This window comes from Streptomyces sp. CA-294286 (assembly GCF_050947155.1).
GTDB lineage: Bacteria > Actinomycetota > Actinomycetes > Streptomycetales > Streptomycetaceae > Streptomyces.
The window spans coordinates 1,796,082-1,816,845 of record NZ_CP192005.1 but is presented as its reverse complement, the minus strand read 5'-3'; the positions used below and the strand labels follow the sequence as shown (position 1 = coordinate 1,816,845).

General features: G+C 72.7%; 16 protein-coding genes. 14 read left to right on the top strand and 2 right to left on the bottom strand.

Annotated elements, in window-relative coordinates; all coding sequences use genetic code 11:
* The first annotated feature begins 48 nt into the window (after positions 1–48).
* From ACQPZG_RS12585 to ACQPZG_RS12520, 14 genes are all read left to right on the top strand, one after another.
* The gene (locus tag ACQPZG_RS12585; RefSeq protein ID WP_433545894.1) at positions 49–1,383 is read left to right on the top strand and encodes a diaminobutyrate--2-oxoglutarate transaminase family protein; all 1,335 of its coding nucleotides are present in this window, start codon (positions 49–51) and stop codon (positions 1,381–1,383) included.
* Positions 1,380–3,215, top strand: coding sequence for a pyridoxal phosphate-dependent decarboxylase family protein (locus tag ACQPZG_RS12580; RefSeq protein WP_433545893.1), 1,836 nt, complete (start codon positions 1,380–1,382; stop codon positions 3,213–3,215). Before ACQPZG_RS12585 ends, ACQPZG_RS12580 begins: the two co-directional genes overlap by 4 nt.
* A complete protein-coding gene (locus ACQPZG_RS12575) occupies positions 3,212–4,609 on the top strand; it encodes a lysine N(6)-hydroxylase/L-ornithine N(5)-oxygenase family protein (RefSeq protein ID WP_433545892.1) in 1,398 nt (465 codons plus the stop codon). The genes ACQPZG_RS12580 and ACQPZG_RS12575 overlap by 4 nt, the downstream gene beginning before the upstream one ends.
* Positions 4,606–6,417, top strand: a complete 1,812-nt coding sequence (locus ACQPZG_RS12570; protein ID WP_433545891.1) for an IucA/IucC family protein — start codon at positions 4,606–4,608, stop codon at positions 6,415–6,417. Before ACQPZG_RS12575 ends, ACQPZG_RS12570 begins: the two co-directional genes overlap by 4 nt.
* Positions 6,414–7,784, top strand: a complete 1,371-nt coding sequence (locus tag ACQPZG_RS12565; RefSeq protein WP_433545890.1) for a glutamine synthetase family protein — start codon at positions 6,414–6,416, stop codon at positions 7,782–7,784. The genes ACQPZG_RS12570 and ACQPZG_RS12565 overlap by 4 nt, the downstream gene beginning before the upstream one ends.
* Entirely contained in the window at positions 7,781–9,037 is a 1,257-nt protein-coding gene (locus tag ACQPZG_RS12560) for an MFS transporter (protein WP_433545889.1), read from the top strand. The genes ACQPZG_RS12565 and ACQPZG_RS12560 overlap by 4 nt, the downstream gene beginning before the upstream one ends.
* Before the next feature lie 295 nt (positions 9,038–9,332).
* Positions 9,333–9,554 (top strand): mersacidin/lichenicidin family type 2 lantibiotic, encoded by a 222-nt coding sequence (locus ACQPZG_RS12555; protein WP_006126649.1) that lies wholly within the window; start codon positions 9,333–9,335, stop codon positions 9,552–9,554.
* Positions 9,555–9,580: 26 nt separating this feature from the next.
* Entirely contained in the window at positions 9,581–9,823 is a 243-nt protein-coding gene (locus ACQPZG_RS12550) for a mersacidin/lichenicidin family type 2 lantibiotic (RefSeq protein WP_433545888.1), read from the top strand.
* Between the two features lie 91 nt (positions 9,824–9,914).
* Positions 9,915–13,229: a type 2 lanthipeptide synthetase LanM family protein gene (locus tag ACQPZG_RS12545; RefSeq protein ID WP_433545887.1), complete on the top strand. Its 3,315-nt coding sequence runs from the start codon at positions 9,915–9,917 to the stop codon at positions 13,227–13,229.
* Positions 13,223–13,738, top strand: coding sequence for a hypothetical protein (locus ACQPZG_RS12540; protein ID WP_433545886.1), 516 nt, complete (start codon positions 13,223–13,225; stop codon positions 13,736–13,738). Before ACQPZG_RS12545 ends, ACQPZG_RS12540 begins: the two co-directional genes overlap by 7 nt.
* Positions 13,735–15,882, top strand: a complete 2,148-nt coding sequence (locus ACQPZG_RS12535) for a peptidase domain-containing ABC transporter (protein WP_433545885.1) — start codon at positions 13,735–13,737, stop codon at positions 15,880–15,882. Before ACQPZG_RS12540 ends, ACQPZG_RS12535 begins: the two co-directional genes overlap by 4 nt.
* Positions 15,883–15,934: 52 nt before the next feature.
* Positions 15,935–16,450 (top strand): multidrug transporter, encoded by a 516-nt coding sequence (locus ACQPZG_RS12530; RefSeq protein ID WP_433545884.1) that lies wholly within the window; start codon positions 15,935–15,937, stop codon positions 16,448–16,450.
* Between the two features lie 90 nt (positions 16,451–16,540).
* Positions 16,541–17,494 carry an ABC transporter ATP-binding protein gene (locus ACQPZG_RS12525; RefSeq protein ID WP_433545883.1) on the top strand — a complete coding sequence of 318 codons (954 nt, stop codon included), beginning with the start codon at positions 16,541–16,543 and terminating at the stop codon, positions 17,492–17,494.
* Positions 17,491–18,372 carry an ABC transporter permease subunit gene (locus ACQPZG_RS12520; RefSeq protein WP_433545882.1) on the top strand — a complete coding sequence of 294 codons (882 nt, stop codon included), beginning with the start codon at positions 17,491–17,493 and terminating at the stop codon, positions 18,370–18,372. The genes ACQPZG_RS12525 and ACQPZG_RS12520 overlap by 4 nt, the downstream gene beginning before the upstream one ends.
* Positions 18,373–18,459: 87 nt before the next feature.
* Here ACQPZG_RS12520 and ACQPZG_RS12515 read toward each other — a convergent pair whose 3' ends face one another.
* Positions 18,460–19,419, bottom strand: coding sequence for an AfsR/SARP family transcriptional regulator (locus tag ACQPZG_RS12515; RefSeq protein WP_433545881.1), 960 nt, complete (start codon positions 19,417–19,419; stop codon positions 18,460–18,462).
* 807 nt (positions 19,420–20,226) lie between these two features.
* Entirely contained in the window at positions 20,227–20,700 is a 474-nt protein-coding gene (locus ACQPZG_RS12510; protein WP_433545880.1) for a hypothetical protein, read from the bottom strand.
* Positions 20,701–20,764 lie beyond the last annotated feature (64 nt).

Genomic DNA, 20,764 nt, shown 5'->3' with positions numbered 1-20,764 from the left:
TTAGGCTAACCTAACCGCGTTCTGCATACGACGAAGGGCACGACCGCCATGCTGCGCGCCACACTTCTCGACCGCCAGGCACGGCGGGAGTCCTCTGCTCGCACCTATGCCCGCACCCTGCCCGTCGCGCCGGCCAAGGCGGCCGGAGCCGTCGTCACGGGCGTCGACGGACGCACCTACCTGGACTGCCTCTCGGGCGCGGGTACGCTCGCCCTCGGGCACAACCACCCCGAGGTCGTCGCGGCGCTCCAGTCGACCCTCGGCTCCGGCGCCCTGCTGCACAGCCTGGACATGATCACCCCGCAGAAGGACACCTTCAGCACCGAGTTGCTCCACCGGCTGCCCGGCGACCTGCGCGACGACGCCCGGCTGCACTTCTGCAGCCCGGCCGGTACCGACGCCGTCGAGGCGGCGCTGAAGCTCGCCCGCCAGACGACCGGTCGCCGCGGCGTCGTCGCCTTCACCGGCGCGTACCACGGCATGACGCTCGGCGCGGCCTCCGTGTCCGGCCCCGAGGGAATGCGCGCGGGCGGCCCCGCGGACTCCCAGGCCGTCACCCGCCTGCCCTACCCGTACGGCTACCGCTGCCCGTTCGGCGTCGGCGCGGAACAGGCCGGGGTGCTCTCCGCCCGGCTGCTGGAGCACCTGATCACGGACCCGAGCAGCGGAGTCGACAAGCCCGCCGCGGTGATCCTGGAGGTCGTCCAGGGCGAAGGCGGCGTCGTCGAGGGCCCCGACGCCTGGCTGCGCGAGGTCCGCCGGATCACCGCCGCGCACGGCGTGCTCCTGATCATCGACGAGGTGCAGACCGGCATCGGCCGCACCGGGCACTTCTGGGCCTGCGAACGGGCCGGCGTGACCCCCGACGTGCTCGTCACGTCCAAGGCGGTGGGCGGCGGCCTGCCGCTCGCCCTGATCGCCTACCGCGCGGACCTGGACACCTGGCAGCCCGGCGCCCACACCGGCACCTTCCGCGGCAACACCCTCGCCATGGTGGCCGGGGAGATCACCCTGCGGACCGTCGCCGAGCAGCAGCTGACCGAACGCGCCGAGAAGCTGGGCGAACGCCTGCGGCAGGGGCTGCGCGAACTGGCCGCCGAATACCCGGTGTTCGGCGAGGTCCGGGGCCGCGGCCTCATGATCGGCGTCGAACTCGTCGACCCGGACGGCGCACCCGACCGTCTGGGGTCCCTCCCCCCGCACCCGGCCCTCGCCAAGGCCCTGCGCGCCGCCTGCCTCGACCACGGTCTGATCCTGGAGCTCGGCGGTCGCGACGACTCCGTGCTGCGGCTGCTGCCGCCGCTGATCCTCAGCGACATCGAGGCCGACTCGGTACTGGCACGCATCGCCGACGCCCTGCGCGACACGGAGCACGCCGCATGACGACTCCCGGACGGACCACCGTCGACCAGCACGCCCCGGGCATCCTCGCTACGGACTGCCACGCCCCGGACGGTCCCACCGCTGCGGATCTGCTCGCCCCGGGCGTCCACGTCCCGGACGGCCACGCCACCACGGGCCGGCCCGACCCGGGCAACCACACCCGGGACGGCCGCTCTTCGGCGGATCTGCCCGCCCCGGACGGTCCCGCCCCGGACGGTCCCGCCCCGGCGGATCCGGCCGCGCTGGACGGCCACTCCTCGGCAGGACGGGTCGCCCCTGACAGCCAGGCCCCCGCCCGTCAGCACGCCGCGGACCGCCTCTCCACCGCCGTCGCCGGCGGCACCGAAGGTCCCGGCGCGCTGCGGTCGTTGACCACCGTCGTACTCGGCGCGCTGGCGGACGGGGCCGCCGCACGCGGCGGACCGCTGCCGCCCGGCGGCCCGGACGCGGTCACCGAGCGGGTCCTGGCCGTGTGCACCCCGCTGCTGCCGGAGCGGGGCGTGGGCGCCGAGACGGCTCTGTACGGGCTCGTACGCGCCGTCGCCGAGGGCGCCGCCGACCCCGCCGACCCCGCCTGCGTCGCCCATCTGCACTGCCCGCCGCTCGCCGTCGCCGCCGCCGCCGACCTGGCCGCCTCCGCGCTCAACCCCTCGATGGACTCCTGGGACCAGGCGCCCGCCGCCGCCGTCGTCGAGGAGCGGACGACCGCCGCACTGGCCGCGCTGGTCTACCCCGGCGCCACCGCACCCGACGCCCTCATCACGAGCGGCGGCACCGAGTCCAACCTGGTGGCCCTGCTGCTGGCCCGGGAACGCGCCCGCGCGGCCGGCGCACGCCCCGTGCAGGTGCTCTGCGGCGCCAACGCCCACCACAGCGTCGCCCGCGCCGCCTGGATCCTGGGCCTGCCCGCACCGGTCACCGTCGAGTGCCGGGCCGGACGCATGGTGCCCGCGGCCCTGGACCGGGCCCTGGTCGCCCTCGACGACGCACCCGCCCTCGTCGTGGCCACGGCCGGCACCACCGACGAAGGACTGATCGACCCGCTGCCCGAACTGGCCCAGGTCGCCGCCTCCCACGGCGCCGAGCTGCACGTGGACGCGGCCTACGGCGGCCCCCTGCTGTTCAGCGACCGGCTCGCCCCCCGGCTGGAGGGCATCGAGTCCGCCGTGTCGGTCACCTTCGACCTGCACAAGCTCGGCTGGCAGCCGGTCGCCGCAGGCGTCCTCGCGGTCGCCGACGCCGACACCCTCCGGCCGCTCTCGCTGACCGCCGACTACCTCAACGCGGACGACGACACCGAGGCCGGAATGCCCGACCTCCTCGGCCGCTCCATCCGCACCTCGCGCCGTCCCGACGCGCTGAAGATCGCCGCCACGCTGCGCGCCCTCGGCCGCGACGGGCTCGGCGCCCTCGTCGAGCACTGCGTCGACACCGCCGCGCAACTGGCACGCCGTATCGACGCCGACCCCGCACTGCGCCGCCGCCCCGGCGACATCGGCATCAGCACGGTGCTCTTCAGGCCGGCCGCCGCCGACGCGCTGCCGGACGAGGACGGCGACGCGCTCGTCGCGGAGGTCCGCCGCCGCCTCCTGCTCGACGGACGGGCCGTGCTCGGACGGGCGGTCGCCGAGGACGCGGACGGCACGCGCCGCCTGTGGCTCAAGGCCACCCTGCTCCACCCCCGGACCCGGCCGGCCGACCTCGAACCCCTGCTGCGACACGTCGCGGAGCACCCGACGCCCGTCTCCCGCGACGTCGGCGGCCCCCGCACCCACCGGCAGACGTCCCCCGGCCAGGCCGCCCCCCAACGTACCCACGGAGGACCCAGATGATCCCCGGAGCCGAGACCGCACCCCTGGACCTGCTGGGGGTGGGCACCGGGCCGTTCAACCTGTCCCTGGCCGCCCTCGCCGACGGGGTGCCCGGCCTGACCTCGGCCTTCCTCGAACAGCGGCCCTCCTTCCGCTGGCACCCCGGCCTGCTCATCGAGGGCGCGACCCTCCAGGTCCCCTTCCTCGCGGACCTGGTGAGCCTCGTCGAGCCGACCAGCCCCTGGTCCTTCCTCAACTACATCAAGACCGGCGAGCGGCTCTTCCCGTTCTACTTCGCCGAGAAGTTCCACATCGACCGGGCCGAGTACGACGCCTACCTCCGCTGGGTCAGCGGACAGCTGGCGTCCTGCCACTTCGGCCACCAGGTGGACACCGTCCGCTGGGACGCCGAACGCGGCGCGTTCGAGGTGGACTTCACCCGTCTCGACGCGGCGGGCGACGCCGAGGCCGTGGGCCGCACGTACGCACGCCACCTGGCCCTCGGCGTCGGTACGGCGCCGCACGTTCCCGAGCCGCTGCGCGAGCTTGCGGCCGATCCCGGCGCACTGGTCCTGCACTCGGCCGACTACCTGGCCCAGCGCGACCGGCTGCTCGCGGCCCGCCACGTCACCGTCGTGGGCTCCGGCCAGTCCGGGGCGGAGGTCCTGCTCGACCTGCTGCGGGCACGGCCGCGCGGCGCGGAGGGGCTGACCTGGCTCGCCCGCACCCCGGCGTTCGCGCCGATGGAGTACAGCAAGATCGGCCTGGAGCAGTTCACCCCGGACTACACCCGCTACTTCCACGCCCTGCCCGAGGAGACCCGCGACCGGCTGCTGCCCGCGCAGTGGCAGCTCTACAAGGGCGTCAGCGAGGAGACGCTCGGTGACATCCACGACGAGCTCTACCGGCGCACCGTCGACGGAGGCTGGCCCGACGTCACCCTGACCCCCGGCGTCGCCGTCCAGGGCGGCTCCCGCACCGGCGGACGCATCGAACTGACCGTGGAGCACGGCCAGCAGGACACCCGCGCCCACCTGACCACCGACGCCGTCGTCCTGGCCACCGGCTACCGCGAGCGGCCCGTCGACACGCTGCTCGCCCCGCTGGCGAAGTACGTCTCCCACGACGCCGCCGGACGCCACCAGGTCGACGCACACCAGCGCCTGGTCCTCGACGGCACCGTCACCGGCTCCGTCTTCGTGCAGAACGCCGAACGCCACACCCACGGCGTCGGCGCCCCCGACCTGGGCCTCGCCGCCTGGCGCAGCGCCGTCATCCTCAACGCCCTCACCGGCCGGGACACCTACCCGCTGCCCCGGCGCACCGCCTTCACCACCTTCGGCCTCGGCGGCACCTCCGCCGGGGGCCGCGACCACCAGCTCACCGCAAGCACCACCGTCGGAGGACGTTCGTGACCGTGCAGACATCACCGCAGGCCGCCGCCTGGAAGCGGGCCGGAAGCCTGATCACCGAGAAGATGCTCGGAGAACTCTCCTACGAGTACCTCTTCGAGCCGGTCGCCGACACCGGCCCGGTCACCGAGGGCGCCGACCCCGCCTGGCGCCTGGACCTGCCCGGCGACGTCAGCTACCGCTTCCGGGCCCGCCACGGCGCCTTCCGCTGCTGGGTCGTCACCCCCGGCTCCGCCACCCGCCACACCCCGGACGGGCACGCCCCGGCGGACGACCCGCGCATCCTGGTCACGGACGCCCGAACCGTCCTCGGCCTCGGCGGCATGCGCCTCGCCGACGTGCTCAGCGAGCTCACCGCCACCGTCGCCAACGAGGCGATGCGCCTGGAGCGGCCCATCACGGCGGCCGAGCTGGCGGCCCTCCCGTACGACCTCGCCGACGGCCACCTCACCGGCCACCCCCGCATCGTCGTCAACAAGGGCCGCGTCGGCTTCTCCGCCGCCGACCGGGCCCGCCTCGCCCCCGAGGCACGCAACCCCTTCGCCGTCCGCTGGACCGCCGTCCACCGCGACCTCGCCAGCTTCCGCTCCGTCGCCGGCCTCGACGAGAAGACGCTGCTCGCGGAGGAGCTCGACGAAGCGACCCGCCAGGAGTTCGCCGAGCGCCTCGCGGCAACCGGCGCGGACCCCGCCGACTACGTCTGGATGCCCATCCACCCCTGGCAGTGGGACGAGATCGTCGGCACCCTGTACGCCGCCGAGATAGCCACCGGCCGCATCGTGCTCCTCGGCGACTCGGCCGACACCTACGTGCCCCACCAGACCGTGCGCACCCTCGCCAACGTCGCCCACCCCACCCGGCGCGACGTCAAGACGGCCTGCTCCGTGCGGAACACCCTCGTCTACCGGGGGCTCAACTCCGCCGCCACGCTCGCCGGCCCCGCCGTCACCGAGTGGCTGCTGTCGATCCACGAGAGCGACGCGCTGCTGCGCGACGAGTACCGCTTCGACCTCCTCGGCGAGGTCGCGGCCGTCTCCGTCACGCACCCCCTCTTCGGCTCGCTCGAAGAGCTGCCCTACCGCTTCCACGAGACGCTCGGCGTCCTGTGGCGCGAGCCGCTGCGCACCCGGGTCGGCGAGAACGAGCGGGCCATCTCGCTCGCCACCCTCCCGTACCGCGACCACGACGGCCGGAGCGTCGTCGCCCACCTGATCACCACCTCGGGCATGACCCCGCAGGAATGGTTCGGCAAGCTCTACGACCTCATCCTCACCCCGCTGCTGCACTGGCTGTACCGCTACGGCGTCGCCTACTGCCCGCACAGCCAGAACCTCGTCCTCATCACCGACCCGGACGGCCGCCCCCTCCGCGTCATGATCAAGGACTTCGCGCAGGGCGTGGACCTGGTCGACGCCGACCTGCCCGTCCACGACACCCTGGCGGAGGAGGCGCGCAAGGACATGCTGCGCTGGCCCGCCCCGCTGATGGCCCAGTCGCTGTTCTCGTCCGTCTTCTCCGGCCAGATCCGCTTCCTCGCCGAGATCGCGCACGACGACTTCGGCTACCCGCGCGCCGAGATGTGGGAGCAGGTCCGCACCGTCATCCGCGCGTACGCCGACCGCTTCCCCGAGGACGCCAAGCGCTACCCGGACCTGGACCTGTTCGCCCCGGACGTCGAGCGCGTCTGCCTGAACCGCGAGCACCTCGCGGGCGAGGGCTTCGAGCGCGTCGACCGCGACGAGGAGTTCGACGTCCGCTTCGGCCGCGTCCCCAACCCGCTCTCCGCCCCGGATCCGGAGGGCGCCTGGTGAACGACGCCCAGCAGCCGGCCGCTGCCTTCTGGCAGCGGCCGGCCGGCCCCCGGACCCTCGCCGACCGCGCCCGCGCGGCCGACCGGACACGCGCCGCACTCGCCGACCGGGCGCCGGACCGGCTCACCCTGCTCGCACCGGACCCGCACGGCCGGTTCGCGGCCGTCGACCTCGACGGCGGATTCGCCCTCGACTCCGTACTCGACGACGGCTACGGCGCGTGCACCTACCTCTACGCCTGGACCGTCGAGCGCGGCACCGTGGCCGCCCCCGAACTCCAGCGCTACTACGACGCGTACGGCGATCTCGTCCTCCACCCCGACCCGGCCACCCTCACGCCCCAGCCCGGCGAGGACGGCAGCTGGTACGTGGTCTGCGACGCGGCCTGGCCCGACGGTTCCCCCGTCGACGTCGCCCCGCGCACCGCCCTGCGCACGCAGCTCACGGCGGCCGAGGAACGCGGCATCGTGCCCTCCGTCGGCCTCGAACACGAGGTCACCTTCTACCGCGCGGACGGCACACCGCTCACCGGGCACGGCATTGACTACGCCCTCGGCGGCACCGAAGCGCTCGCCCCGCTGCTGCGCGACGTGCGCGCCACCCTCCGCGAGGCGGCCCTCGGCGTGGAGTCCGCACGCGCCGAATGCCACCCGGGACAGTACGAGATCGTCCTGCGGCACCGCGACGCACTGGCGGCCTGCGACGACGCCATGATCCAGCAGACCCTCGTCCGGCAGACGGCGGCCCGGCACTCCGTCCAGGCCTCCTACCTCGCCGCCGAAGGCCCCGGACAGGGCAGCTCGTGCCACGTCCACCTCTCCCTGAACAGCTTGGCGGGCGACAACCTCGGAGCCGACGGCACCGACCCGCGGCGCCCGAGCCGCCTGCTCGGCTCGTTCCTCGCCGGGGTGCTGCGCGCCGCCGCCGACCTCACCCCTCTCTGGGCTCCCACCACCAACTCCTACGTCCGGCTGCGCACCGGGGACTTCGCACCCACCCGGGTCCGCTGGGGCGCCGACGACCGCACGGCCGCCGTACGCCTCGTCGGGAGCGGGCCGTCGCTGCGCCTGGAATGCCGGTTCCCCGGCGCCGACGCACAGCCGCACCTCGTCGTCGCGGCGCTGCTGGCCGCCGGGCTGTCGGGCATCGAGGACGACCTTCCGGCACCGCCCGCCGGGGAGACGCTCGATCACCTCGCCACCACCCCCTGGCAGGCGCTGGAACGTTTCTCCACGTCCAAGCTGCCGGCCCGCCTCCTCGGCGAGGAGTTCGTCGCCCACTACGCGGCGCTGTTCGCCTCCGAACTCGACGCCTGGTGCGAGGCGGTCACCGACTGGCACCGCAGGCGCGGCGCCCTGCGGTCATGACCGCCGCGGCCCCCACGCCCGTACCGGAGCGCCCGGCGAGCCCCTTCAAGGAGCTCGCCGGGGCCCCGGCCCTGCTGTCCCTGCTCGGCTGGAGCCTCGTCGGCCGCCTCCACCTGTCGGCGACCCTCGTCGCGCTCCTGGTCGTCGCGGCCGACAACACCGGCTCCTACGCCACCGCCGGCCTGGTCACCGGCGCACTCGTCCTCGGCCAGGGCATCACCGGACCGATACGCGGGCGCACCGTCGACCGCCGACCCGCCGCCCGCATCCTCGTCTGGACCTCCCTGCTGTACGGGGCGGGGCTGGTCGGCCTCGCGGCCGTACCCGAGGCCGCCGGCTGGCAGACGCTGGCCGGTGTCGCCTTCGTCGTCGGCCTGGCCTGCCCGCCGTCCACCCAGGTCTCGCGCTGCAAGGTGGCCCAGCTCGCCACGGGCACCCTGCGGCAGCGCGCGTACAACCTCCAGGCCACCGTCAACGAGCTCGTCCTGGTCACCGGCCCCGGAGCCGCGTCGCTGTGCATCGCCGTCGTCGGCCCCCGCGCCTCCGTCGCCGTCTGCGGAGCGCTCGCCGCACTCGGCGGACTCGGCCTCGCGCGCGCCGTGCGCCGCGCCGGTGTCGACGCGCCCCCCGTGCGCACCCCCGGCTCCGAGCCGGACGGCAGGACCCCGCCCGGCCGCAGCTCGCTGCTGCGCAACCCCGCGGCGGTACGCGCGATCGCCGCCGTCACCGTCCTGATCGCCGGCTTCTCGGTCGTCGACTTCGTCCTCATCTCCTGGTCGCACTCCCGCGGGGCCCCCGAACTCGGCGGCCTCCTCACCGGCGTGTGGGCCATCGCCTCGGCCGCCGGCGGTCTCGCCGCCACCTTCTGGCTCACCGGCGCGGCCGTACTGTGGCGCCGGCTCGTCCTCGTCACCGTCGGCGTGGCCCTGCTGCTTCCCGCCCTCTCCGAGCGGTTCGGCGGCGGCACCGTCTGGGCCGTCGCCGCGGCCCTGGCCCTCGGCGGCACCGTCATCCCGCCCGCCCTCGCCGCCCTCTACGACAGCGTCGCCGACTTCGCGGGCGACGCACACCGGGCCGAGGCCTTCGGCTGGATCGCCGCCACGACCACCGCCGCCTCCGCGGTGGCCAACCCCGTGGCCGGAGCCGTACTCGACCGCTGGGGCGCGACGGCGGCGGCAGCCATCGCCCTCACGGCGTGCTGCGCCGCCACGGCACTGATCGCGGGGACGCGGGGGAAACAAGGCGTCGGGTGAGCATCCGGCGGTGACGGTGGCGGTACCGATGGCGGTACCGATGGCGAGCCGCCGGGATCACGACCCCTCGTGCGTGACCGGGCGGACGGGATCACGACCGCTCGTGCGTGACCCGAGCGGAGCCGACGAGGCGGTCAGGCACCCCCGCGGTCCCCGGGACGTCGGCGTATGCGCGCCGTATGCGCGCCGCGCCGTCCGCGCGGTATTCCGGCTGGATGAGGGCCGTTGAGGATGGCGCTCGGAACCGGCACTCCAGGCCCGGTTCGCATCCTCAGCGAAAGGAGGTGACAGACAAATGAACCTTGTTCGCGCATGGAAGGACCCCGAGTACCGGGCCACCCTCAGCGAGGCTCCCGCCAACCCGGCCGGCCTCGTGGAGCTGGCAGACGATCAGCTCGACGGCGTCGCGGGCGGGACCACGTGGGCGTGCGCCACGGTCACTCTGACCGTCACGGTGTGCTCCCCGACCGGGACCCTCTGCGGCAGCTGCAGCATGGGCACGCGTGGTTGCTGCTGACCCCCCCGGATTCTTCACAAGGAGTGATGTTCGTGGACATAGTCCGGTCCTGGAAGGACACCGACTACCGGTTGTCCCTCGGGAGTGAGGCCCCCGCCCATCCGTCGGGCGAAGGCCTCACCGCAATCACCGACGAGGAGCTGACCGAGATCAACGGAGCGGGCTCCGGAGTTCTCGGCACTCTCGGGTGCTGCTCGTGCCTGCCGTGGTATTCGGGCTGGACCGTATGCGGTCTCGCCTGCAACCCCGGCAAGCCCTGCAAGAACTAGCAGCGTACCGAAGAAACGGCGTGACCGGCAGGGGTGCGCGGACGCCCGCCCCTGCCGGTCACGTCTCATGCCCCAGGAGGGAAAGAGCGGAATGCCTGACGTCGCAAGCGAGCACCCCACCGGCCGGCCGGTCCGGGCCCACCTCCCCTGGCACCGGGCCGCCACCCTGAGCGAGCGGCTCGGCGGGACTCCGTCGCAGTCCGACCCGGTGCGTGGCGAGAAGCGCCTCGGTACCTGGCGTGAACTGGCGCCCCTGACCGGTGAGCGCGCCACCCTGGACGCACGGCTGGCACCGCTGGGCGTCGACGCCGACCGGCTGACCGCTCTGCTCGGCGAGAGCGACGCCTCCCTCGCCGCCCGCCTGTCGGACGAACCCGCCTGGCACCGGACGTTCACCCGCTGGTGGACCGAGGGCATGGCCACCACCGCCGCCACCCGCCGCCTGGACCCCGACATGGGTCTGCTGGAAGTGATCCGCCCCCTTGTGGAGGGCGCCGTCCACGAACTCGACGCGCTCGTCGAGGAACGCGTACGGGCCAGCGACGACCCCGTCATGGCCGACCCCGGCCACATCCTCGACGTCGTCCGCGCGACCGCCCCGGCCGCCGACCTGCTCAGCCAGGTGCAGCGGACCCTCGTCCTCGAACTCAACATCGCCCGAGTCGAGGACCGTCTCGGCGGCGAAACCCCCGAGGAGCGCTTCTCCGCCTATGTGGAGCTGCTGCGGTCGGAGGACAACGCCCTCGCCCTGTGGGACGAATACCCGGTCCTGGCGCGGCTGATCGTGGGCCAGCTCCGCTTCTGGATCGACACCCGGGTCGAGCTGATCGAGGCGCTCGTCGCGGATCTGCCCGTACTGCGTGAGAACCTGCTCGGGGTGCGACCGCCCCAGCGGCTGGAGCGGCTGGAGTTCGGCGCGGGCGACAAGCACCGGCGCGGGCGCTCCGTCGTCATGGTCGAGTTCGACACCACCACCCTGGTCTTCAAGCCCCGCTCACTGGCCATGGACACCGCGTTCGACGGACTCCTGGACTGGGTCAACCGGCAGCGGCCGCCGCACGACCTGGCCCGGATCGGCATCGTGGAGCGCGGCGACCACGGCTGGGTCGAGCAGGTCGACACCACCGTGACCACCGACGCCGACGGCGGGGACCGCTACGCCTGGCGGCTGGGTGCCCTGACATCGCTCCTCTATCTGCTGCACGCCACGGACTTCCACTTCGAGAACGTGCTGGCCGCGGGCGAGTATCCGGTCCTCGTCGACCTGGAGGCGCTGTTGCACAACGACAAGACCGCGGCCGTCGTCAAGATCGACGGCGAGACGGACATCGCCGCGGTCACCCTCGCCGATTCCGTCCAGTCCGTGGGCATCCTGCCCAACCACCTGCTGGTGCGGGGCGAGGACGGCACCTTCGGCCTGGACGTCAGCGGACTGGCGGGCCACGGCGGTCAGTTGACGCCCATGCCGGTGCCGACCTGGGAGGACAGCGGAACCGACCGCATGCGACTGGTGAAACGCCGCATGGAGATGGACGCCGAGCGCAACCACCCGATGACCGCCGACGGTGAACCGATCGACCTGGTCGGCCGCGTCGACGCGTTCGTCGAGGGGTTCACCCACGTCTACCGGCTGCTGGAAGCCGGCCGGGACGAACTGCTCGCCCCCCAGGGCCCGTTGGCAGCCTTCGGCGCTGTCCGGACCCGGCTCATCGCCCGGCCGACCCACATCTACGGACGTCTGCTGCTGGAAAGCACCCACCCGGACTTCCTGCGCGACGGCCTCGACCATGCCCGCTCCCTCGCCCGGCTGGCCGGCGGCCATGTCGAGATGCCGGAGTCACGCAACGCCATGGTCCTGGACGAGGTGGCCGAGCTCACGCTCGGAGACATCCCCATGTTCACCGTCGACGCGGACTCCGGGACCCTGCGGGGCGGACTGGACGGCGCGCCGATCGGCACCCGCTACCCGCCGCTCACCGCCGTCACCGAACGCCTCGCCGCCCTCGGGGACGCCGACCTCGCCTTCCAGGAGCGGGTCATCCGCTCGTGCGTCGCCGCCACCGCCATGGGCGAGAGCGACGCCCGGTGGCCCAACTGGCACCGCCCCCGGCTGGCCGCCGCCGCCGACCCCGGAGACTTTGCCGAGGAGGCGCTGCGACTGGCGCACCGGTTGTCGGACCTGTGCGTCCGCGACGAACACGGGCTGGGCTGGATCGGACTGGACCTGGTCGACGAGAAGTACTGGCAGTACGCGCCCGCGCCGATCGGCCTCTACACCGGGACCGCCGGTATCGCGCACGCCCTGGACGCCGTCGCCGCCGTCACCGGCGACGAGCGGACCGACGAGCTCGCCCAGGCCGCCTTCGACCAGGTGGCCAAGCGGTCGGTACTCATCGCCGAGACGCTGGCGAGCCTGACGAAGAAGCCGGGCGCCGCCGAGTTCGGCATCGGCGCGTTCGGACCGTTCGGCGGGGCGATCTACGCCCTGGCGCACGCCGCCGTACGCCACGACCGGCCCGAGTACGCCGAGGCCGCCACCAGCCTGTTGCCCGCCATCGACGAACTCGTCGAGGACGACCCCCTCCTGGACATCGTCTCCGGCTCGGCGGGCGCGATCCTCGCCCTCCTCGCGCTGGAGACCGCCCGGCCGGGCACCGGAGCGGCCCGGATCGCGGCCCGCTGCGCCGACCGCCTGTTCGCCACCCGGCAGGAAGAAGCCGAGGGCTGGGGCTGGGCCACCCCCATCAACCCCGAACAGCCGCTCGCCGGCTTCTCGCACGGCGCCTCCGGCATCGCCTACGCGCTCGCCCGGCTCGACCAGGTCGCCACCCGCCCGGAGTACGGGGAGGCCGTCCGGCACGCGCTGACCTACGAACGGACCGTCTTCGACCCGCAGCTGCGCACCTGGCGCGACCTGCGGCCGGCCAACCTCGGCGGACGTACGGTCATGAACGCCTGGTGCCACGGCGCCCCGGGCATCGCGATGGCCCGCAATGCCTTCCAGGAGCTGCGCACCGCCCCGGATCTGGCCGAACTGATCGAGAGCGACCGGCACACGGCGGTCCTCGCCGCCATCTCGACGGGCCTCGACCTCGACCCGGTGTCCGGCCTCGGCAACCACAGCCTGTGCCACGGGGACATCGGCAACCTGCTCATCATCGACGCGAGCAGCAGGGCCGACCAGGAGCCGGAGGTCGCCGAACTGCTGCCTCAGGTGTGGAACACGCTGCTGCACGAGGGCCGAGAGAACGGCTGGCTGTGCGGGGTCCCCAAGGGAGTGGAGACGCCCGGCCTGATGACCGGGCTGGCCGGCATCGCCTGGGGGCTGGCGCGCAAGGCAGCACCCGAGCGGGTGCCGGACCTGCTGACGCTCGCCGCCCCGGACGCGAGGGGGAAGACGTGCTGAACGGGCCCCCACCGGCCGCCTCGCCGGACGGCGCCCTCGCCGAAGGCGTCTACCGGCCGAGCATGGTGGCGGCCTACCGCGCCAACCCGCGCGGCGTCGCCCGTACCGGCTTCCACCCCGAACGGATGCGGCCGCGCTGGCGCTGGGCCCTGGCCGGCGCTCTGCTCCTCGCCGTCACCGTCGTGGCGGGCCTCATCGTGCGGGTGCCGGTCGGGCCGACGGGCACCCTGGCCGGCACGGACGGCCGCCAGGGCGTGCTGGCCTTCGCCGCCTTCAGCCCGCCGGCGAAGGGCACCCACGTCCTGCTGCGGGTGGACGGCCGGCCCGTCGAAGGCCGGGTGAAGGACAGCCGGGCCGGGCAGGGCGGGGCCCAGGTCACCATGGTGCTCGTCGAGTTTCCCGGCGGCGTCGCCGACGGACTGGAGGAGGGCGCGTCCGTGGTCCTCGACCAGGGCACCCGCCCGCTGGTCATGGACATCTGGGACGGAACCGGAAGGGGCAACCAGTGACCATCACTCGCCGCAGGGTGCCCGTGCGGCTCCAGTCCACGTCGGTGGAGTGCGGCGTCGCCGCCCTCGCCATGGTCCTCGGCTACCACGGCCGCTCCACCGCCGTCGCGGAACTGCGCGAGCGGATGGTGCTCTCCCGCGACGGGGCGAGCGCCGCCTCCATCGCCCGTCAGGCCCGCGAAATGGGCCTGAAGGTACGGGCCTTCCGCGCGGAACCGCACGCGCTGCGGGGGCTCGCCCTGCCGCTGATCGCGCACTGGGGCATGAACCACTTCGTCGTCATCGAGCGTTTCACTCGCCGCGGGGTCGACATCGTGGACCCGGCGTCCGGGCGGCGGCGCATCACCTACGAGGAGCTGGACGCGTCCTTCACCGGGGTGACGCTGGAGCTGGAGCCGACCGAAGAGCTCGAACGCCGCGACGGTGCCGAGGCCGGACTGTGGTCCTTCGTCAAGCCGTTCCTGCCCCGTTCCGTCTCCGTTGTCTCCGCCGTCATCGGGGCCTCCGCCGCGCTCACGCTTCTCGGGCTGCTCCCGGCCTTTCTGACGGCGTACGTCGTCGACCGTGTGCTGCCCGGACGCAGCGAGGGCACCCTGCTCATCCTGGCGGCCGGCCTCGTCGCGTACACCGTGAGCCACGCCCTGATGACGCTGGCCCGGGCGGAGCTGCTGCTGTGGCTGCAGACCCGGATGGACTGGTCGATGATGGGCACGTTCCTCAGACACATGATGTCCCTGCCCTACAAGTTCTTCCAGTTGCGCACCGGGGGCGACCTGCTCGTCCGGGTGTCGAGCATGACGTACGTCCGTGACGCCGTCTCCAGTCAGCTCCTGGCAGTCTTCCTCGACGTGGCCCTGCTGGGCGTCTACCTCGTGGTGATCGGCTTCAAGTCCCTGCTGTTCGTCGCCGCGATCCTCGCCATCGCCACCGTTCAGATCGCGGTCATGGTCGCCTCCGCCCGGACCGCTCAGCGGCTCACCGAACGCGAGCTCCAGGCGCTCGGGGAGGCGCAGAGCACGCTCCTGGAGGCGGTGACCGGCGCCGAGACGGTCAAGTCCTCCGGCGCCGAACACGTCGTGGTGCGCCGCTGGTCGCAGAAGTTCTCCGAGCAACTGGACTCCTCCGTACGCCGGAGCAGGCTGGACAACATGATCGACGGCGTCCTGGGCATGCTGGGCACCGCAGCCCCGCTGCTCATGCTCGTACTCGGCGCGTATCTCGTGTTCAGCCACAACCTGTCGCTGGGAACGATGCTCGGGCTCATCGCCCTGGCCGGCGCCGCCCTCGCCCCGGTGGCCCAACTGGGCCGCAGCATCAAGACGTTCCAGACCATCCGGGTCCACCTCGACCGGTTGCGCGACGTGCTGAACGAGCCCCCGGAGTCCCTGGGGCAGGGCACTGAGACGGTGGACCTGAACGAGCCGATCATCCTCACCGACGTCAGCTTCAGCTACTCCGGGGACGGACCGGACGCCCTGTCGGACATCTCCCTCACCGTCCGGCCGGGCGAGAAGATCGCCATCGTGGGCAGCAGCGGTTCGGGGAAGTCGACCCTGGCCCGGCTCATCCTCGGGCTCTACGACCCGACGGGCGGGGAGGTCACCTACGGTTCCACCCCGCTGACCGAACTCGACCTCGGCCATCTGCGCCGCCAGTGCGGTGTCGTCACCCAGGACGCGGACATCTTCAGCGGCTCGGTGCTGACCAACATCGCGCTGGTCATGCCCGACGCCACCCTGGACGACGTCGTCGCGGCGGCCCGCCTCGCGGCCGTCCACGAGGACATCACGCACATGCCCATGGGGTACGAGACGATCCTGGGTGAGGGCGGCAACGGCCTCTCCGGCGGGCAACGACAGCGCGTGGCCCTGGCCCGGGCCGTCGTGCACCGGCCGAGGGTCCTGCTGCTGGACGAGGCCACCAGCCACCTGGACGCGACCACCGAGGCCATCGTGCACGAGAACCTCTCGGAGCTCGACTGCACCCGCATCGTCATCGCACACCGCCTGAGCACCGTGCGCGACGCGGACCGCATCCTGGTCATCGACCGGGGCCGGATCGTCGAGGACGGCGACCACGAGGAACTGGTGGCCCTGGGCGGCGCCTACGCGGCCCTCGTCGGCCAACAACTCGTCCATGACTGACCGATCCTCGCTCCCGGCCCCCCGCTCCGGCCCGGCAGGCGATGCTGGAGCAGTGACCCCTACGACGCGTTCCCGGACGGCGCTGCTGAAGCGGCTCCGCACGCTGACCTTCCTGGAAGCGGCGAACATCGCCCTGATCGGCTGGGCGGTGTTCGTGGCCCTCGGCGCACCTGTCAGCGCGGCGAACGCGGCCGGGTTCGCCCTGGTGGCCGGGCACCTGCTCATCGGCTCCGGGTACTGGGCGCTGAAGGCGCGCCAACTGCGTACCGGGGCCCGGCAGCCTCCCCTGATCGGGTTGTTCCGTCCGCTCCGTCCGCTGTGCGCCCTCGCCCTGGTGGCCGGCCTGGTGGTCCTGGCTCTGGCCGTGCCGGGCCGGCCGCCGTCCACCTGGGCCCCCGGCCTGGCGCTGTACGGCCTGGCGGTGGCGGAGTACGTCAACTACTTCCACCGGCAGCTGATGCACGACACCCGGGCAGACTGGCGCAGGCTGCTGCGCAGCCGCCGACCCCGCAGATCGCACCTGGCGGAGGACCTGCGCGCCCACCGCGGCCAGCACGCACGCTCCTAGCGGGCGTCTCCTCGTACGCACCCACCGGCCCCCACGGCCGCGCCCGGGACACCCGGCACGGCAGCCGCGCGAACGTAAGGAACAGAGCACATGACCCCACCGCAAGTGCAGGGTGCGCCGGTCCCGGACGGCGGCCGGACCGTCGAGTTCCGCGGCCTGTCGAAGCGGTACCACGGCAGATGGGCGGTCGAGGAGCTGTCCTTCACGGTCGCACCCGGACGCGTCACGGGCTTCCTCGGGCCGAACGGGGCGGGCAAGACGACGACGCTGCGGATGCTCCTCGGCCTGACGGCTCCGACGTCCGGGACCGCGACCGTCGGCGGACGGGCGTACCGGGACCTGGAGCAGCCGCTGAGAACCGTCGGGGCGATGCTCGACGAGTCCGGCACGCACCGCAGGCGGACCGGTCGCGACCATCTGCGCGTGCAGTGCGCGGCGACGGGCCTGCCCGCCCGACGGGCCGACGAGGTGCTCGACCAGGTCGGACTGACCCGGGCGGGCGGCAGGCGCTACGAGGAGTACTCCCTCGGCATGCGACAACGCCTCAGCCTCGCCCAGGCGTTGCTCGGCGACCCGGCCGTCCTCATCCTCGATGAACCCTCCAACGGGCTCGACCCCGAGGGGATCGCCTGGATGCGCGCCCTCCTGCGGTCACTGGCCGCCGAAGGCCGTACCGTGCTCGTCTCCAGCCACCTGATATCCGAGGTCGGGCAGACCGCCGACGACCTCGTGATCATCAGCCAGGGGCGGCTGGTGGCCGAGGGGTCGAGCCGGGAGATCGCCGAGCGGGTACGGGGCGAGGGCCGCGTGCGGGTCCGCGCCTCCCGCCCCGCGGAGCTGGCGGCCGCCCTCGCCTCCGCGGGTGCGACCGTGACGCGTCCGCCCGCCGACAACGGACTCCTGGTCGTGAGCGGCCTCGGGGCGGGCGCGGTGGCCGCGGTGGCGGTCGGCCACGGCGGCGAACTGTACGAACTGGCCGAAGACGCGCCCGACCTCGAAGAGGCGTTCCTGCGACTCACGCAAGGAAAGGCGGAGATCCGGTGAGGGGCCTGATCCACAGCGAGCTGCTCAAACTCCGTACGCTGCCCACCTGGTGGATCGCGGGCGCGGCCATGGCCGTCGTGGCGGTGCTGCTGGCGCTCTGGAACAGCTGGCAGGTCCACGCCTTCATGCAGCCGTTCGAGGACTACCTGGCGGGATCGGTCCTGACCGACCGCGAGGACATGTCGGCCGAGCAGGTCGGCTCGATGCGCGTCCTCTGGGAGACACAGGGAGCTCCCGGCCGTATCGCCGCCACCCTCTACACCTCCGGGCAGACCGTCGGGCTGCTGCTGGCGGGAGTGCTGGCCGTCCTGCTGGTGACGAACGAATACCACTACCGGACCCTGACGGCCACATTCCTCGCGACGCCCCGCCGGGGCCGCGTCATCACGGCCAAGCTCGTCGTGGTGCTCATCTCCTCGGCCGGGCTGTGGCTGGCGGCCACGCTGGGCAGCCTCGTCGTCGGCGGGATCTTCCTGTCCTCCCAGGGAGCTGATCCCGGGCTCGGGAGCGGGGACGTGCTCGGTGCGGTCCTGCTGAACCTGGCCGCCTACATGGTGTGGGGCGTGTTCGGCTTCGGCCTCGGCGTACTCATCCGCAGCCAGACCGCCGCCACCGTCACGGCGGCGGTGCTGTACTTCCTGTCCTCGGTCGTCGTCGCGTTCGCCTTTCAGGCCCTGCACGACCTCGTCCTGGAGGAGGACTGGGTGCTCCAGGCCCAGGTGCTGCTGCCCGGAGTCGCGTCCCAGGTCATGACCACGCCTGGTGAACTCTTCGCCGGGGCACCCGCGCCCTGGACGGGTGCCGCCGTGCTCGTCGCCTACAGCCTGGTCGGCGGTCTCACGGGCACGCTGCTCCTGCTCCGGCGGGACGTGACCTGAGCCGGGTGGGCGGTGACCTGAGCCGGGTGGGCGGTGACCTGAGCCGGGTGGCCGGCCGGCCACGGGACCCAGGTCACCGCCTCCGCGTCAGGTGGAAGGGGCCTGCGACGGTCTTCGGCACCCGCACCGATCCGCGGAGACCTGTGCCCAGGACGCCACGAGCCGCAGCGCCTCCTCGCGGTCCCAGCTGAGCGCCGCGCTGCGCATGGACTCGATACCGGGAGGCAGGTCGAGCCCCAGTTCCTCCGCGAACAGCTTCTGGCAGCGCTCGGCCACCGACAGCGTGCTGACGGTGTCGCCGTGCAGGCAGTGCACCGCCGCGAGCAGCTCCCACAGGCGGTACCGGTAGGGAGCCTCGGCGATCACGCTCTCTATGCGGTAGGCCAGCATGGTGGTGCGACCGGCGAGCACGGACGCGGTGAAGAAGTCCTGATAGGCGTCCAGCCGGACGTTGTTGAGCCCTGCGATGTGGGCGTCGAACCACCGCGTGGGCGGGAGGTCCTGCCCGAAGGGCCCGCTCCACAGGCCTACCGCCTGCTCCAGGGCGTCGGCCGCCGATGCCGGGGAGCCGCCCAGCAACCAGCTCCGGCCACGCTGGACCGCCGCGGTGAACCGGGTCAGGTCGAATTCTCCGGGTGCGATCTCCAGTCCGTAGCCGCACTGGCCTCCCCGGTAGGTCCGCATCCGTTCGCCGAGGCCCGCCTCTACCTCGTCGAGATCCCTGCGCAGTCCGGTCACGTGGCTGCGGAGGTTCGCCGTGGCCGAGACCGGTGGGTCGTCCCAGAGGATTTCGCTGAACTCCGTGATGCCGATGGGCTGTCCGAACCGGAGCAGACACGCGGTGAGGACAGCGCGCCGAACGGGCGAGGTGACGGACATGGCCCTGCCGCGGACCGAGAGCTGCCCGAGGACGCCGAAGCACGGATCTTCTTCAGCGGGGGCGTCGGCCGATGCCGCCGGGGTGGGGACGGCGGCGAGCCCAGGTTCGTTCCACACGGTGTAGGGGGTGGGGCCGTCGGGGAGACCGGCCCGTGGGGTGCGGATCAACAGCAGGCCTCCCACCGGTACGGCGTGAGGGCACCGACGGTGAGCCGGGAAAGCTCCGGTCTCCGCCCGTCGCAGAGCGGAGGGGCGGGAGGGGCGATTCGTGCGAAGTTCGGCGAGATACGGTGCAAGTGCGTCATATCATCTCCTGATTGGTCAGGGCAGGAGGGAACGCACACAGGTGTTCCTTGCTCGTTCCCCCGTTGGAACTGCGTTCACGCTTTCAGATCGAACAGGATCCGGCTAGGGGGTTGTCCGGTGACCGGTACAACTTCACATCTGGACACTTCAGTTGCTGACTGATGTGATGGGCGATTCACGCGGGACCCCCGGAACAGTCGGAGGCCCCGGGCGCCTCACCGGGGGTGCGGTGGGCCCGGAGGCTTCGCCTCGGGCGAACCGGCCGATACACCGCAACGCATGCATCGACCTCGCCACCCCGACGAACCGCGCGGCCCGCGCCCCTCGTCCGGCGACAGGTGGCGAGACGTCAGATCGTCCAGCCAAGAACCCAGCGACGGATACGCGAACGGGCCGACCCCCCACTTGGGTCGCACCCGTCCGACCTGCGAACTCGACCAGTCCAGCTCGCACCCTTCGAGAGGTGGGACGCATCGTCGAGGGGGTGGCCGCATGGCGTGACGCACTTGCCTGCAACGGCCCCACGCGCTGGGCAGCAGGTGTCCCTCGATGGATCCGCAAGAAGGGGTTCGCCTGCCCCTTGACGCTCAGGGTCCAGCGCTCACGAATGTCCCGGTGGCCAAGCACACCACGGGAGGTTCAGCTTCCCGCAGACAGGACGATGGCGTGTCACTGCGAGTTCAATCGAGCTTCTCGAACGACGGCCTCGGCGCAATCAGTCTTCCACACCTTCTTGATCCGGTCCCGAAGCTGAGCTTCGGCGGCGACGCCACGAGCAGCGATCGGCACCCCGGATCCACATGCGAAGGGGCAACCTGAGCCGTCAGGCAGCAACACCGCCTCACCACTCGCATTGTTGACAACAACATCAGTGAACCCGAGATGGCGTGCCCGCTCGTGCCCGAACATCAGGGAAGTTGGCCTGTCCAAGGCGGCGAATGACGTAGAACTCACCTTCCTGAGAGATTCGCTGACCAGATCGACAACGCGTGGCTCACCGCCGACAATCACCTCGTGAACGGCCCACTCAAACCCATCTCCGCGCGATCCCTTGTCTCGGTGCAGGCGAGCGAGCTCAGCGAGCTGCCGAAAGGTGACGACCACCCGATCGCAATTGAGGTCTTCGAGATCCGCTTGCGACAACTCATCGAAGTGGGACCTCAGAGCCGATCGCGACACCGCATAAAGAGCGGGACCGTACTTGTCG